Source organism: Sphingomonas sp. DBB INV C78, from assembly GCF_042693015.1.
Classification (GTDB): domain Bacteria; phylum Pseudomonadota; class Alphaproteobacteria; order Sphingomonadales; family Sphingomonadaceae; genus Sphingomonas_E.
This window is the reverse complement of sequence record NZ_CP170544.1, coordinates 3,850,414-3,865,263: the sequence shown is the minus strand read 5'-3', so window position 1 is coordinate 3,865,263 and position 14,850 is coordinate 3,850,414. Positions and strand designations below refer to the sequence as shown.

Here is a 14,850-nt window from a genome sequence, read left to right as displayed (position 1 = left end):
TTGCGCCGCCGCGGAACCGCGCTCGGCTATATCGCTTCAGGCCGGGTGCAGCACCCCGCGATAAGCGGGGTCTCCCAGCGCTCGTCCCGCCCCCTTGGCGACGCACATCAGCGCTTCGTCCGCCACCGCAACGGGCAGGCCGGTCGATTGGCTGATCAGGTCGTCGATATGGTGGAGCAGCGCCCCCCCGCCGGTCAGCACGATGCCGCGGTCGACAATGTCGGCGGCAAGCTCGGGCGGGGTATTTTCCAGCGCCATGCGGACAGCGCCGACGATCTGGCTGACGGGCTCGGCGATCGCCTCGGCAATCTCGGCTTCGGTGATCTCGATTTCCTTGGGCACGCCGGCCACCAGATCGCGCCCCTTGATCTTCAGGCGCTGGCCGTCGCCCGCGGGCATCGTCGCGCTGCCGATCTGATGCTTGATCCGTTCCGCCGTCGCTTCGCCGACCATCATATTGTGCCGGCGGCGGATCGACGAGGATATGGCTTCATCCATCTTGTCGCCGCCGACGCGCACCGAACTGCTATAGGCAAGGCCGCGGAGCGACAGCACCGCCACCTCGGTCGTGCCGCCGCCGATATCCACGACCATCACGCCGACCGGTTCGATCACGGGCAGTTCGGCGCCGATCGCGGCGGCCATCGGCTCCTCGATCAGCAGCACGCGCGATGCACCCGCGTTGGATGCGGCGTCGCGGATCGCGCGGCGTTCCACGGTGGTCGAACCCGAAGGCACGCAGATGACGATCTCGGGCCGGCGCAGGAAGCGCTTGGTGCCGCCATGCACCTTATGGATGAAATGCTTGATCATCTGTTCGGCGACGTCGATGTCGGCGATCACGCCGTCGCGTAACGGCCGGATCGCCTGGATGTTGGCGGGCGTCTTGCCCATCATCAGCTTGGCATCGCTGCCCACGGCACGGACTTTCTTGACGCCGTTGCGGGTTTCGATGGCGACCACCGACGGCTCGTTCAGGACGATGCCGGCATCGCGCAGAAAGACGACGGTGTTGGCGGTGCCGAGATCGATCGCCATGTCGTGCGAGGCGAACTGGAAGAAGTTCGGCATATTCTGATTCTTGCTCCCCGGCGGTTATCGGTCTGATTGGCCGTTCGGGTCGCCGTGCCGACGGTTCCCAGCGACAGAGGGTGCGCGCGCGGTGCGGTCAACCGCCGCGCGCCCAAGCGGCGCTAATGCGGGGCGATTGGCGGATCAGGGGCGAACGGCGGGTCCGATCGGCCGGCGCACGAAGACGCTCGCCATCAACGTGCTGCGTTCCGATCCCGCCGGCGGCGTAACCGCGCCGGGCGCCAGGAACAGGCCCCGGCTGGCGAGCCAGTCGCCGACATCCGCGCGCGAAGTGATCAATGCCGTCAGCGGCGAGGCCAGCAGACCGAAGACGACGGGCAAAGTCCAGACCGGGACGGTGGCGCCGACCAGCATCGGTGCGAGCAGCAGCGCGCCGACCGCGATGTGGATGCGGCAGAGATAGACGGCGCTGCCCAGCGCCATGCCGTCGGCATCGCGCCGCTGGGGATGCCAGCCCACCGGCCGGCCGCGGAGAATATCGATGATCGCGGTGGTCTGGTTGACCATGGTGATCGGCGCCATCAGCATCGACAGCGGCAGCTCGATCGCGATCGTCGCGGCAACCTTGCGGCCGCCCCCCATCGATTGGCGCAACCCCTCGTCGACGCAGAGCCAGAGCATCGCGATCAGCTTGGGGCCGAGCAGCAGCAGCACGGTCAGCGCGATCAGCCAGCCGGCCGGCGCAGCCGAATAAGCGGCATGCGCGCCGCCAAGCGAGGCGACTGCACCCAGGATCAGCATCAGCATCCACAGGGGTGAAGTGAGATAGGCGGACGCGCCCATCAGCAATTGAAGCCGGTTGACCCAATGGAAGCCGCCCGTCGCGAGCAGGCGAACATGCTGCAGATTGCCCTGGCACCAGCGGCGATCGCGCACCGAATGGTCCGCGACGGTCGGCGGAAATTCCTCATAGCTGCCTTCGGGCAGCGAGACCATGTGGACCGACCAGCCGTTGCGGCGGAGCAATGCGGCCTCGACCATATCGTGGCTGAGCACATGGCCGCCGAATGGCTCAGGGCCGGACAGCTTGGGCAGGCCGCAGCTCTGCGCGAAGGCGCGGACGCGGACGATGGCGTTGTGGCCCCAGAAGGTCGCTTCCGTGCCCGACCACCATTGCAGCCCGGCGGAAGCAGCCGGGCCGTAGGCCGTGGCGGCAAACTGGTGCCAGCGCGCGAAGAAGGTGCGCGCGTTGACGATCGTCGGGATCGTCTGGATCAGGCCGACCGACGGCCGCTCCTCCATCGCGCTGGCGAGCAGCGCCATCGCCGGGCCGCTCATCAGGCTGTCGGCGTCGAGGACGATCATATTCTCGTAGCCGGCGCCGAAGCGCTGCACCCAATCGGCGATATTGCCGGGCTTGCGGGCGATATTCTTCGGCCGGCGGCGATAATAGATCGGCACCGCGCTGCCGGCGCGCGTGCGATACACAGCGGCAAGCTCGGCCGCTTCCATGTCGGGGCGCGAATCGCTCAGCACGAAGATATCGAAGAGGTGCTGGCCGCCGATCGATGCCAGCGATGCGCTCATCTGGGCGATCCGCCCGAACACCGCGCTGGTATCCTCATTGTAGATCGGCATCAGCACGGCGCAGCGCCGCTTGGGCAGCCGACGCCGCGTGAACCAGCGCGACAGGCCGGGACCGTTGCCGAGCAATACGGCGAGCCCCGCGAGTGCGCTGAGGAAGCCGAAGCTGATCCAGCCATAAAGGCTGAAGACGAGCAGGGTCAGCACGATATCGAGCAGGCCGATGCCGTCCGCGGCGAAAGGGAGCATCATCTCCTGCGTGGTCGCAACGGCGATCAGCAGGCTGCCGATGACCAGGAACAACCGCCGTTCGCTGACGCCGTCGACCTTGATCTCGGTGGCGCGCGGTTCGAGCTCGGCAAGCGTGTCGGCAGCCGCGAGCGACTGTTCGGGCATGGCGAGCGGACTCTCGTGCGGCAGCAGCGGCTCGCCGAACATGGTTCGCGAGTCATAGGCGGACGGCAAGTCCCTGGCTTTGCGCAAATGCACGGCGGTCAGATCCAATCCGTTACGGCCCCACCCCTAAATCGTTGAAGCGCCGTGGGTTCATTGCTTAGCGCAGGAGGTAGAGAAGGGTTTCGCTAAGCGCATCGCCCCCCTTCCTCAGATAAGCCCGCAAATCGGTCGACTGGCCGTTGTTGCGGGCCACATCGACGATGAGACGCCACCGCGCCTCCATTCCGACGACCGGATAGGCATAGGTCGCGATCACCTCTCCGCCCGTTGCCGAGACGACGGCTTCGACGCCACTGTCACGGTCGAGGCCAGCGAGCCCATGGCCTTCGAAATCGGCGACCAGCCGACGTGCGTTGGGAATGGGCTCATGACCCGGACGGCCGGCGACGCCGGTCCAGCAATCCATGGTCCGCGCCAACGCCGGCGGCGCGGGGTCGGTTCCGCTCCACGTCAGGCGATAGCCGAAGTCGAAGCGGCGACCGGCCTTCGCCGGAGCCGCGGGCACCCAGAAGGCGACGATATTGTCCTCGATCTCCCGCGTGGTCGGGATTTCATAGAGCATCACTGCGCCCGGCCCCCAATCCCCCTGGGGCTCGACCCAAAGATTGGGGCGCTTTTCATAATAAGCGCTGTCATCCTGATAATGGGCGAACTGGCGGTCACGCTGGAGCAGGCCGAAACCGCGCGGTCCTTTGTCGGAATAGGTACTGGCGGTCGGCGCCGCCGGATTGCCGAGCGGTCGCCAGATGCGTTCGCCGGTCCCCGTAAGAATGGCGAGACCGTCCGAATCGTGGATCTCGGGGCGCCAGTCGACCGCCTGCGCACGATTGCCTTCGCCATACCAGAACATGCTGGTCAGCGGCGCTATCCCAAGTCGCTCCACGTCGCGGCGGAGGTGGAGGGTGATAGTCACGTCCTGCACCGGGCCGGCGGCGGTCTTGCGGCTGATGAGGCGATAGGCACCCGTGATGCTCGGCCCCTCGAGCAAAGCGAAAATCGTCATCGCGTCGGCCGGGCCGGGCATCAGCCAGAATTGGGTGAAGACGGGAAATTCCTCCTTCCCGTCGATGCCGGTGTCGATGGCAATGCCGCGTGCCGACAGACCATATTGATGGAGCGCGCCGGCCGAGCGGAAATAGGATGCGCCCTGGAAGGCCAACCAGTCGCCACGCCCGCCGGCGTTCATCAGGCGAAAGCCGGCGAGACCCGGCGCGAGAGCGAATCGGTTGCCCTTCGTATCCGGAGCGACATCGAACATGCCGGGTGAGAATTCGATCGGGATGGTGCGGCCGTTTTCGACCCGCGAAATGGCAACGGGCGTGTTGGCGAAGCGGTGGATCGGGAAGAATCTCGTCTCGCGCTCGCCATCTCCACGCCACAGCGCATGGTCGGTGCGGAACGTGATCCGGTTCACCTCGTCATAATCAATGGCGGCGGCCGCCGCGACAGGCTTGGGCGCATGCCATGGATCGCGCGCGCGGGCGGCGGCGAACTGCTGCAGCCATTCCCACGAAAAAGGCCGGCCGGTAGAGGAAAGGCCCTTGGCAGCGACGAGAAAAGGTGTCGCGGCAATGCCCGCAAGGGCGTGCCGTCGCGTCAGGCGTCCGGGAGAAATGTGCATTCGGGGGCGGGTTCCACAAGCTGATCCACGCGTAAAGACGCGGGGGCCGCCAAATGGTTCAACCGTAACGGAAGCGCGACGACAGGATGCCGGCGAAAGCCGGATCATCACGCGATCTATCTGGAAAACTGGAGCGGGCGAAGGGATTCGAACCCTCGACCCCAACCTTGGCAAGGTTGTGCTCTACCCCTGAGCTACGCCCGCTCTGGCGCCTAGCCGGGTGGTTCCCGGCGGGTGAGGCGCGGCTAATAGCGAAGGGTATTGGGGTCGGCAACCCCTGTTGGAAACAAAATTCCGGATCGGCTGTCGACAAGCTCCGCGGGGCTTGGCAGCAGCGGCCTCACGCCCACATAAGGGCCCTGAAATAAGATAACAGGAGCTGCCGGTGGCGACCTTGGGTATGAGTGCTGCGGACCGCGAGGCGATAGAGGCGTTCAAGCGGGATGTTGTCGAACCCTCGATGACGTCGCTGGTCATCCTCGACTTCTGGGCTGAATGGTGCGGCCCCTGCAAGGCGCTGGGGCCTGTGCTCGAAAAGGTGGCCGAGGATTATGCCGGCCGCGGCGTCAAGCTCGTCAAGATCGACGTCGATGCTAACAAGATGATCGCGGCGCAGTTCCGCGTGCAATCGATCCCTACCGTCTATGCCGTGTTCCAGGGCCAGTTGGTCGCCGATCTCACCCCGGCGCGGACCGAAAGCCAGCTCAAGACGATGCTCGACCAGATTCTGAAGCAATTGCCGGTCCAGGGGGCGGACGATCTGCTGGCGCAGGATATCGCCCCGCTCGTCGCGATGGGCGAGGAAGTGCTCGATTCGGGTGATGCCGAACGCGCGCTGTCGATCTTCAGCCAGGTGGCGGAGATGGCGCCCGAGGATGTTTCGGTGATCGCCGGCCAGGCGCGCGCGCTGCTGGCGCTTGGGCGTGGCGAAGAGGCCGAGGCGCTGCTCGCCAATGTTCCGGCGGACAAGCAGAAGGATCCGGCGATCGCGCGGGTGCTGGCGGGGCTGGCTTTGGCGAGGGAAGCGACGCCGGTCGACGACCTTGCCGGGCTTCGAGCGCGCGTCGCCGCCAATCCGGAGGATCATGAGGCGCGCTACGAGCTGGCCGGTGGCCTGATGGCCGCAGGCGATCGCGACGGCGCGGCCGATATCCTGCTGGAAAGCATCGCGCTCGATCGCGCCTGGAACGATGGCGCGGCGCGGGCGCGCCTGCTCAAGCTGTTCGAGGCGGTCGGCATGGAAGATCCGTGGGTCAGTGCACAGAGGCGGCGACTTTCCGCCGTGCTGTTCACATGATGGGCGAACGCACCGCCGTCCGTCTCTCCATCTTCCCGCTTGGCGGAGCGTTGCTGTTTCCGCGCGCGATGCTGCCGCTGCACATCTTCGAGCCCCGCTATCGGGCACTCGTCACCGATGCGCTGGCCCGCGACCGCCGCATCGCGATGATCCAGCCGCGGGAGGCGGAGCGCGAGGGGCATCTGCCCGCGCTCTACGAAGTCGGCTGCGTTGGCCGCATTGCGCATGTCGAGGCGCTGGACGATGGGCGCTTCAATATCGTGCTGGAGGGTATCAGCCGCTTCCGAATGACGGCTGAGCTCGACCGGCCGACATTGTTTCGCCAGATCGAAGCGCGCTTCGACGATTATGATGACGAGGCCGAGCCCGAACCGCTCGAGTTGATGATCCGCGCGGCGCTCGAACAGGAATCGAAGCGCTTTGCCGATGTCCGCGGCTATGTTGTCGACTGGGACGCGGTTTCCCGCCTTGACGATGAATCGCTGGTCAACGGCATCGCCCAGATCGCGCCGTTCGACGTCGCCGCGAAGCAGGCGCTGCTCGAAGCGCCGACGATCGCCGATCGTGCCGATCTCATCATCCAGTTCATGCAGTTCTTCCGCCTGCGCGACGATGATGATGACAGGGCGACCTTCCAGTGAGTCTGGATCGGGATCTGCTGGCGATCCTGGTCTGTCCGGTTACGCGCGGTCCGTTGCGCTATGACGAACAAGCGCAGGAACTGGTGTCGGAGAAGGCGGGGTTGGCCTATCCCGTCCGGCAAGGCGTGCCGGTGCTGCTGGCAGACGCCGCGCGACAGCTTTAGTCGAGCTTTCGGACGTCTACGGTCTGCGTGACGAGTTCGATCGGGGCAAAGGATGTCATGAACGCGATGTCCGTAGCATCCCGGCCGACGGCGATGCGGGCCAGCGATTCCGTCGGCGCGAGCCGGGTGGCATCGACGAGGTGCCAGGCGCCGTCGAGCCAGACTTCCACGACGGCATGGAAATCGGGCGGATCGAGTTTCCAGGCATAAGCCGAGACGAGCCGCGCCGGCATGCCGCCCGCGCGGATGAAGGCGGCCAGCAGGTGGGCAAAGTCGCGGCACACGCCCTGCCGGGCAACGAGCGTGTCGATGGCCGTTGTCGCGGTGTTGCTGGTGCCGACGCAATAATCGACGTGGGTGTGGATCCATTCCATCATGGCGAGCACCTTGTCGCCGCCTTCGCGGTCGCCGAATTCGCGGCACACCATGGCTTCCAGGCGATCGGCTTCGCAATAGCGGCTGGGCCAGAGATAGGGGATCGCCTCGTCCGGCAGGTCGCGAAGGGGCGTCGCGGCCAGTCCGGCAATCGCGACCGGCCGGCGATCGATCCGGACGATTGCGCGATATTCGGCATGGAAATCGCCGGTGGCCCCGGCCCAGGCCCGGCGGCCGATGGCGTCGGTGCCGTTCATGGTGCGGGTTGGCGGAGTGCCGTTGATCGTCAGGCAACTTTCCACCACCTGCTGGTCGTGCATGGCCGCGACTTCGACCATCAGCAGCAGATCGGTGGCCTGATCGGCCCGATAATTCAGTTCGGTGCTTATCTCGAAACGCATCGCAGACCCCGCCTTGGCGCCGCTTCAACGGCCAAGGCAGGGCCTCGTTCCGGAGATCAGTTCTCGCGGCGCATGCGGATCGCCGGCTGGCCGTCGACATTGGCGAAATAGCTGCCCAGCGTGGCCTTGCGGATCTTGATCGGCATGCCGGGCTTGGGGCTGCGATTCAGGCGCTTGCTTTCGGTCTGCACCCAGCGGGCGCCGTCCTCGATGATGATCACCCAGCGGTCGGTCGTTCCCTTGAGGGGCGCCGCGCTCTTGATCGTCGTTTCGATCTCGGTGACCTCTTCCTGCTGGGCCTCGTCCTTCTTCTCGTCCGATCCGCCGCCGAAGATATCGAGCGTCGGCAGGCTCAGCCCGAACAGGGTCTTCTTGGCCTTCTTGATCTGTCCCTTGTCGACGACGACGACATCCTTGTTCGCCTCGGCGGAATCCAGCGCGGCGACCTGGGCGTCGTAACAGGCGAGGCGCTGGCCATCGTCGGCGATGGCCCGGCAATCGACAAGTTTCTGGAAAATGGCGGGGCGCCCCTCACGCTGCTCCGCAGCAAAAGAGAGGGCCGGTGCTGCCAGGACACAGGCCCCGAGCAAGAGCCTGCTTGCCGAAAATTTCATCAAATCCTCCCCGAATCACCGAAAATTACGTTGTCTGACAAAATGGCACGCGGGCCCCGCCCGGACCACTGTTGCATTTGTGCGACAGCACAGGGCGAACCGCCATGTGAAGATGAACCGCAGCTTTACAAGGCTAAAGCCCATCCTGCATCACCCCCACCATGCCAGAGGGGGGTCTGCCGCGGTTCGCCGCGCATTGGCCGCCGGACGGTTGGGACTTTGGGCCGCTCCACGGCCCGACACACTCCAGAATAAGGGACTGGATAGTGACCAAGACGCAGAAATTTCTCAGCCGCTCGGCGCTGAGCACGGGGGTCATTGGCCTCGCGCTCCTCGCCTCGCCGGCTTTCGCGCAGGAGGAGGCGACCGCTGCTGCCGACTCCGCCGCCGATGAAGGCACCATCGTCGTCACCGGCACGCTCATCAAGAATCCGAACATCGCGTCGTCGAGCCCGGTCTCGGTCGTCGGTGCCGAGGAAATCGCACTCCGCCAGTCGAACGTCGCCGAAGAAATCCTTCGCGATCTTCCGGGCGCGGTCGCGAACATCGGTTCGGCCGTCAACAACGGCAACAACGGCGCCTCGCTGGTCGACCTTCGCGGCCTCGGTTCGCGTCGCAACATCGTGCTGCTGGACGGCACCCGCATCGTTCCGGGTGACATCGCCGGTCGCGTCGACCTCAACAACATCCCGCTCGCGCTCGTCGAGCGCGTCGATGCGCTGACCGGCGGTGCTTCCACCACCTACGGCGCGGACGCGATCTCGGGCGTCGTCAACTTCGTCACCAAGAAGGACTTCTCGGGTCTCGAGGTGAACGTCAGCAACCAGATCACCGAACAGGGCGACGGCAACGTCTTCCGCGTCGACGCGACGATCGGCGGCAATTTCGATGATGGCCGCGGCAATGCCGTGTTCAGCGTCGGCTATCAGCAGTCGGACGCGGTCTATCAGGGCCAGCGTGACTTCTCGATCTTCCAGGTCGATTCCTACACCGGCGGCCAGGGCGGTTCGGGCACCGCGGTGCCGTCGCGCTTCACCCGCCCCGGTTCGCCGCAGCAGCAGATCGATCCGACCACGGGTGCGCTGGTAGCCAATTACGCGAGCTTCAACTTCAACCCGTACAACGTCTTCCAGACGCCGTTCGAACGATTCAACCTGTTCGGCCAGGCGAATTACGAAGTCACCGACGGGATCGAAGTCTACACCCGTGGCATGTTCTCGAAGAACACGGTGTCGACGATCATCGCTCCGTCGGGTTCGTTCGGCAGCACGGTCACCATTCCGTACAGCAATCCGTATCTGCCGGCGGCCGCCCGTGCGCAGTTCTGCGCCGCGAACGGCCTGAGCGTCGCGCAGTGCTCGGCTGCTGCCCTTGCGACCGATCCGGACGATCCCAACTATGCGACGTTCAACACCAACCTGTCGCGTCGTACGACCGAAGTCGGTCCGCGTCTCAGCGACTATGTCACGACGGTGTTCGACTATCGCGTCGGCGTCCGCGGCGACATCACCGATTCGATCGGTTTCGACCTGTCGGGCTCCTATGGCGAGAGCGAGAACATCCAGACGCAGCGCGGCTATGTGCTGACCTCGCGTCTGCGTGATGCCCTGCTGGCGACCAACACCACGACCTGCCTCAGCGGCAATGATGGCTGCGTTCCGGTCAACGTGTTCGGTCCGGACGGCAGCATCACCGCCGATCAGATCCCGTACCTGACCGGCAACTCCACCGTCGCAGTGCGCACCACGCTGGCTCAGGTCCGCGCGCTCATCAACGGCGATCTCGGCGTTGCCAGCCCCTGGGCGGAAGACGCGATCCAGTTCGCCGTCGGCGGCGAATATCGCGAATATGGCGCTCGTCGCGAATCCGATCTTCTGGCGCAGACCCCGGGCGAACTCGGTGGCGCCGGCGGCGCTGCTCCGAACATCGACGGCGGCTACAACGTCTACGAAGCCTATGGCGAATTGATCGCTCCGCTCGTCAGCGACAAGCCGTTCTTCCACAGCCTGCAGCTCGAAGGCGGCATCCGCTATTCCAGCTACAGCGTGGATGCGCCGAACAACCCGAGTTACAACACCACCACCTGGAAGGCGGGCGCGACCTGGGAACCGGTCGAATCGGTCAAGATCCGCGGCATGTTCCAGCGCTCGGTTCGCGCGCCGAACATCGGTGAATTGTTCACCCCGGTCTCGACCGGCCTGACCAACTTCGGCGTCGATCCCTGCTCGGGTGACAAGCCGCTGGGCAACCCCGACCTCCAAGCGGTCTGTCTCGCACAGGGTGCTCCGGCCGGCCAGATTGGCGTCATTCTTGATCCGACCGCTGCCCAGGCGAACATCACCACGGGCGGCAACCTCAACCTGAAGCCGGAAAAGGCGGACAGCTACGTCATCGGTACGGTGATCCAGCCCGACTTCTTCTCGGGCTTCACGCTGACGGTCGATTACTATCATATCAAGATCAAGGACGCGATCACGACCCCGACCCCGGGCGATTTGGCGACCGCTTGCTTCGGCAACATCACCTCCGCCTCGGCAACGGATCCGAACTGCCTTGCCATCGTTCGTAACCCGGTTACGGGTGGTCTGGACGGCGATCCGTCGACGACCCCGGGCTTCCTGGCCAACCTGTCGAACCTCGGCACGCTCGAGACCGACGGTATCGATCTGACCTGGAACTATCGTCACGAGTTCGACTTCGCGACGTTGAACCTGTCGTTCAACGGCAACTGGACGAACAGCTCGAAGTTCAAGTCGCAGCCGGGTGCGATCAACCGCGATTGCGTCGGTTTCTACAGCGTCAACTGCGCCTCGATCCAGCCGGAATTCGCCTGGAACATGCGTGCGACGTTCGGCTTCGAGAATGTCGACGTGTCGCTCCTGTGGCGCCACATCGACGGCGTGAAGTTCGAGCCGCAGCAGCTTGCGGACGATCTCGCCGGCGCGGTTGCCGGCGGCTGCGAGGATCCGGAAGGTGCCGATCCGGATGGCTGCATGGTCAATCCGGAGTATCGCAAGATCAAGGCTTACGATTACTTCGATCTGGCGAGCCGCTTCACCGTGACGGACAATTTCGATGTCACGCTGACGGTCACCAACCTGTTCAACAAGAAGCCGCCGATCGTTGGCAACACCATCGGTTCGACGACCTACAACAGCGGCAACACCTACCCGGCGACCTACGACGCGCTGGGCCGTCGCTTCGCAGTGGCTGGTCGCATCCGCTTCTAAGCGGCGCACCAACGCTCGAGAAAATGGGGGGCGGGCCTTCGGGCTCGTCCCCTTTTTTGTACCGGTGCGGCGGATGCCGGGGCCATGCCCCTCGTGATGACGGTGGGGACGGTAGTTCAGGCGGGCGCATCTGGCCACGCCCGGTTGACCCGCGCCGACTCTCCTACTATAGCGCGCGCCTGCTCTTCGGCCGGATTCCCGGCAGGAGGGTTAGCTTGAACATTGCTGATGCACGCAATGGCTCAGGTGAGCCGACAGGCCACCGGGGCTTTTGCGCGTTCCGGGAATCTCCCTTCGGGGCACCGGGCAATTCGGGCATCGGTAAAGTAACCGCCGGTTTTTCCGGTAACAAAAGGTGAAGGGCTTCATGCCGACGATCAATCAGTTGATCCGCAAGGGTCGCGAACCGCAGAAGGCCAAGTCGAAGGTCCCTGCGATGGACCAGAACCCGCAGAAGCGGGGCGTCTGCACGCGCGTCTACACGACCACCCCGAAGAAGCCGAACTCGGCTCTCCGCAAGGTCGCCAAGATTCGCCTGACCAACCAGCGCGAAGTCATCAGCTACATCCCCGGCGAGGGCCACAACCTGCAGGAGCACTCGGTTGTGCTCATCCGCGGCGGCCGTGTGCGCGATCTTCCCGGCGTGCGCTACCATGTGCTGCGCGGCGTGCTCGACACGCAGGGCGTCAAGGATCGCAAGCAGAGCCGTTCGAAGTACGGCGCCAAGCGTCCGAAGTAAGCTGGTTTGGTCTGCCCGGCGCGGCCGTCTTGCGGCCCCGGGCGAGTATAAGGAATTAACGAGATGGCTCGTCGTCGTCGTCCCGAGAAGCGCGAAATCCTCCCCGATCCTAAGTTCGGGGATGTCGTGCTCAGCAAGTTCATGAATTCCGTCATGCTCGACGGCAAGAAGTCGGTTGCCGAAGGCATCGTCTATTCAGCCCTCGAAGTCGTCGAGACCCGCGCCAAGCGCGATCCGATCGGCGTGTTCCATGACGCGCTCAACAACATCAAGCCGGGCATCGAGGTCCGCAGCCGCCGCGTCGGTGGTGCGACCTACCAGGTTCCGGTCGAGGTTCGTCCGGAGCGTTCGCAGGCGCTGGCGATTCGCTGGCTGATCTCGGCCGCGCGTTCGCGCAGCGAGACCACGATGTCGGCGCGTCTGTCGGGCGAGCTGCTCGACGCCGCCAGCAACCGCGGCAATGCCGTGAAGAAGCGCGAAGACACGCACCGCATGGCGGAAGCGAACCGCGCCTTCTCGCACTATCGCTGGTAAAAGGCGGACTCGAAAGAGTCACATAACCTTCCCATATCGTCGGGGACGGAGCGGACGCTCCGATCCCCGACATCGGAGTTTAAGATCATGGCCCGCAGCCACCCGCTCGCGAAATATCGCAATATCGGTATCATGGCGCACATCGACGCCGGCAAGACCACGACGACCGAGCGTATCCTTTATTACACCGGCAAGTCCTACAAGATCGGCGAAGTGCATGAAGGCACCGCCACGATGGACTGGATGGAGCAGGAGCAGGAGCGCGGCATCACGATCACGTCGGCCGCGACGACCTGCTTCTGGGACGATCACCGCATCAACATCATCGACACGCCCGGCCACGTCGACTTCACCATCGAAGTCGAGCGTTCGCTGCGCGTGCTCGACGGCGCGATCACCGCGTTCGACGGCGTTGCCGGCGTTGAGCCGCAGTCGGAAACCGTGTGGCGTCAGGCCGACAAGTATCGCGTGCCGCGCATGTGCTACGTCAACAAGCTCGACCGCACCGGCGCGAACTTCGATCGCTGCGTGCAGATGATCAAGGATCGTCTGGGTGCGCGTCCGGCGGTGCTGTATCTCCCGATCGGTATCGAGGGCGGCTTCAAGGGCCTGGTCGATCTGGTCGAGAACCGCGCGATCATCTGGCTCGACGAATCGCTGGGTGCGAAGTTCGAATATCAGGACATTCCGGCCGATCTGGCGGATGCGGCCGCTGCGGCGCGCGCCGAGCTGATCGAGCTTGCCGTCGAGCAGGACGATGCGGCGATGGAGGCCTATCTCGAAGGCAACGAGCCCGACGTCGCGACGCTGAAGGCGCTGATCCGCAAGGGCACGCTGGCGTTCGATTTCGTGCCCGTGCTGTGCGGTTCGTCGTTCAAGAACAAGGGCGTGCAGCCGCTGCTCGACGCCGTTGTGGATTATCTGCCGAGCCCGCTGGACATCCCGCCGGTCGAAGGCGTCAAGCTGGACGGCGAGACCCCGGACAACCGCCCGGCCGACGATGCGGCGCCCTTCTCGGCGCTGGCCTTCAAGATCATGAACGATCCGTTCGTCGGTTCGCTCACCTTCGCGCGCATCTATTCGGGCAAGCTCGAAAAGAGCACCGTCCTGAACTCGGTGAAGGACAAGAAGGAAAAGATCGGCCGTATGCTCCTGATGCACGCGAATTCGCGTGAGGACATCGAAGAAGCCTATGCCGGCGACATCGTCGCGCTTGCGGGCCTCAAGGAAACGACGACGGGCGACACGCTGTGCGCGTCGACCGCGCCGATCATCCTTGAACGCATGGAATTCCCGGAGCCGGTGATCGAGCTGTCGGTGGAGCCGAAGACCAAGGCCGACCAGGAGAAGATGGGCGTCGCCCTCAACCGCCTGGCCGCCGAGGACCCCTCGTTCCGCGTTTCGACCGATCATGAATCGGGCCAGACGATCATCAAGGGGATGGGTGAACTCCACCTCGAGATCCTCGTCGACCGCATGAAGCGCGAGTTCAAGGTCGAGGCCAATGTGGGTGCGCCGCAGGTGGCGTATCGCGAGTCGCTCGCCCGCAAGGTCGATGTCGACTACACCCACAAGAAGCAGTCGGGTGGTTCGGGTCAGTTCGGTCGCGTGAAGATCACGGTCGAGCCGGGCGAACGCGGCCAGGGCATCCTGTTCGTCGACGAGGTCAAGGGCGGCAACATTCCGCGCGAATATATCCCGTCGGTCGAAAAGGGCATTCGCGAGGTTGCGGCCACCGGTTCGCTGATCGGCTTCCCGATCATCGACTTCACCGCGACGCTGACGGACGGCGCCTATCACGACGTCGACTCGTCGGCTCTGGCGTTCGAAATCACTGGCCGTGGCGCGATGCGCGAAGCGGCTCAGAAGTCCGGCATCAAGCTCCTCGAGCCGATCATGAAGGTCGAGGTGGTGACGCCGGAAGATTATCTGGGTGACGTGATCGGCGACATGAACAGCCGTCGCGGCCAGATCCAGGGCACCGACAGCCGGGGCAACGCCCAGGTGGTCGAGGCGATGGTGCCGCTCGCCAACATGTTCGGCTACGTGAACCAGCTCCGCTCGTTCACGCAGGGGCGTGCGCAATACAGCATGCAGTTCTCGCATTATGACGAAGTTCCGCAGAACGTGGCGGACGAGGTCAAGGCGAAGCTGGCGTAAAG

General features: G+C 64.7%; 12 protein-coding genes and 1 tRNA gene. 7 read left to right on the top strand and 6 right to left on the bottom strand.

Going from position 1 to position 14,850, the window contains the following annotated elements; genetic code table 11:
* Positions 1-36 precede the first annotated feature (36 nt).
* From ACFB49_RS18285 to ACFB49_RS18270, 4 genes are all read right to left on the bottom strand, one after another.
* On the bottom strand, positions 37-1,071 hold the full coding sequence (locus tag ACFB49_RS18285) for a rod shape-determining protein (protein ID WP_380872732.1): 1,035 nt from the start codon (positions 1,069-1,071) through the stop codon (positions 37-39).
* A gap of 144 nt (positions 1,072-1,215) precedes the next feature.
* Positions 1,216-3,105 (bottom strand): glucans biosynthesis glucosyltransferase MdoH, encoded by a 1,890-nt coding sequence (mdoH, locus tag ACFB49_RS18280; RefSeq protein WP_380872731.1) that lies wholly within the window; start codon positions 3,103-3,105, stop codon positions 1,216-1,218.
* Positions 3,106-3,169: 64 nt separating this feature from the next.
* Positions 3,170-4,693 (bottom strand): glucan biosynthesis protein, encoded by a 1,524-nt coding sequence (locus ACFB49_RS18275; RefSeq protein WP_380872730.1) that lies wholly within the window; start codon positions 4,691-4,693, stop codon positions 3,170-3,172.
* A 129-nt stretch (positions 4,694-4,822) separates the two neighbouring features.
* Positions 4,823-4,897: transfer RNA gene (locus ACFB49_RS18270), tRNA-Gly, on the bottom strand.
* Between the two features lie 196 nt (positions 4,898-5,093).
* Between ACFB49_RS18270 and ACFB49_RS18265 the strand changes: the two genes are divergently transcribed.
* From ACFB49_RS18265 to ACFB49_RS18255, 3 genes are read left to right on the top strand one after another with little or no spacing between them, the layout of a single operon-like run.
* Positions 5,094-5,990: a tetratricopeptide repeat protein gene (locus ACFB49_RS18265; protein WP_380880022.1), complete on the top strand. Its 897-nt coding sequence runs from the start codon at positions 5,094-5,096 to the stop codon at positions 5,988-5,990.
* A complete protein-coding gene (locus ACFB49_RS18260) occupies positions 5,990-6,631 on the top strand; it encodes an LON peptidase substrate-binding domain-containing protein (protein ID WP_380880020.1) in 642 nt (213 codons plus the stop codon). The genes ACFB49_RS18265 and ACFB49_RS18260 overlap by 1 nt, the downstream gene beginning before the upstream one ends.
* The gene (locus ACFB49_RS18255) at positions 6,628-6,795 is read left to right on the top strand and encodes a Trm112 family protein (protein WP_380872729.1); all 168 of its coding nucleotides are present in this window, start codon (positions 6,628-6,630) and stop codon (positions 6,793-6,795) included. The genes ACFB49_RS18260 and ACFB49_RS18255 overlap by 4 nt, the downstream gene beginning before the upstream one ends.
* On the opposite strand, the gene ACFB49_RS18250 is transcribed toward ACFB49_RS18255, so the two are convergent.
* Together ACFB49_RS18250 and ACFB49_RS18245 are read right to left on the bottom strand one after the other, a co-directional pair.
* Positions 6,792-7,571: a transglutaminase family protein gene (locus ACFB49_RS18250; RefSeq protein WP_380872728.1), complete on the bottom strand. Its 780-nt coding sequence runs from the start codon at positions 7,569-7,571 to the stop codon at positions 6,792-6,794. The two genes, ACFB49_RS18255 and ACFB49_RS18250, sit on opposite strands and share 4 nt — an antisense overlap.
* A gap of 56 nt (positions 7,572-7,627) precedes the next feature.
* A complete protein-coding gene (locus tag ACFB49_RS18245) occupies positions 7,628-8,185 on the bottom strand; it encodes a hypothetical protein (RefSeq protein WP_380872727.1) in 558 nt (185 codons plus the stop codon).
* A gap of 263 nt (positions 8,186-8,448) precedes the next feature.
* Between ACFB49_RS18245 and ACFB49_RS18240 the strand changes: the two genes are divergently transcribed.
* The 4 genes from ACFB49_RS18240 (at position 8,449) to fusA (ending at position 14,848) form a co-directional block, all read left to right on the top strand.
* Positions 8,449-11,415, top strand: a complete 2,967-nt coding sequence (locus ACFB49_RS18240; protein ID WP_380880018.1) for a TonB-dependent receptor domain-containing protein — start codon at positions 8,449-8,451, stop codon at positions 11,413-11,415.
* 367 nt (positions 11,416-11,782) lie between these two features.
* Complete coding sequence (gene rpsL, locus ACFB49_RS18235) at positions 11,783-12,154, top strand: 30S ribosomal protein S12 (RefSeq protein WP_089219738.1); 372 nt, start codon at positions 11,783-11,785, stop codon at positions 12,152-12,154.
* Positions 12,155-12,217: 63 nt separating this feature from the next.
* Entirely contained in the window at positions 12,218-12,688 is a 471-nt protein-coding gene (gene rpsG, locus ACFB49_RS18230) for a 30S ribosomal protein S7 (protein WP_380872726.1), read from the top strand.
* 87 nt (positions 12,689-12,775) lie between these two features.
* The gene (fusA, locus tag ACFB49_RS18225) at positions 12,776-14,848 is read left to right on the top strand and encodes an elongation factor G (RefSeq protein ID WP_380872725.1); all 2,073 of its coding nucleotides are present in this window, start codon (positions 12,776-12,778) and stop codon (positions 14,846-14,848) included.
* Positions 14,849-14,850 lie beyond the last annotated feature (2 nt).

What these genes read in the sequence shown, in the direction of transcription:
- ACFB49_RS18285 (WP_380872732.1), bottom strand. Translation starts at nt 1,071, where the DNA reads ATGCCGAACTTCTTCCAGTTCGCCTCGCACGACATGGCGATCGATCTC.
- ACFB49_RS18275 (WP_380872730.1), bottom strand. Translation starts at nt 4,693, where the DNA reads ATGCACATTTCTCCCGGACGCCTGACGCGACGGCACGCCCTTGCGGGC.
- ACFB49_RS18265 (WP_380880022.1), top strand. Translation starts at nt 5,094, where the DNA reads ATGAGTGCTGCGGACCGCGAGGCGATAGAGGCGTTCAAGCGGGATGTT.
- ACFB49_RS18260 (WP_380880020.1), top strand. Translation starts at nt 5,990, where the DNA reads ATGGGCGAACGCACCGCCGTCCGTCTCTCCATCTTCCCGCTTGGCGGA.
- ACFB49_RS18250 (WP_380872728.1), bottom strand. Translation starts at nt 7,571, where the DNA reads ATGCGTTTCGAGATAAGCACCGAACTGAATTATCGGGCCGATCAGGCC.
- ACFB49_RS18245 (WP_380872727.1), bottom strand. Translation starts at nt 8,185, where the DNA reads ATGAAATTTTCGGCAAGCAGGCTCTTGCTCGGGGCCTGTGTCCTGGCA.
- rpsL (WP_089219738.1), top strand. Translation starts at nt 11,783, where the DNA reads ATGCCGACGATCAATCAGTTGATCCGCAAGGGTCGCGAACCGCAGAAG.
- rpsG (WP_380872726.1), top strand. Translation starts at nt 12,218, where the DNA reads ATGGCTCGTCGTCGTCGTCCCGAGAAGCGCGAAATCCTCCCCGATCCT.
- fusA (WP_380872725.1), top strand. Translation starts at nt 12,776, where the DNA reads ATGGCCCGCAGCCACCCGCTCGCGAAATATCGCAATATCGGTATCATG.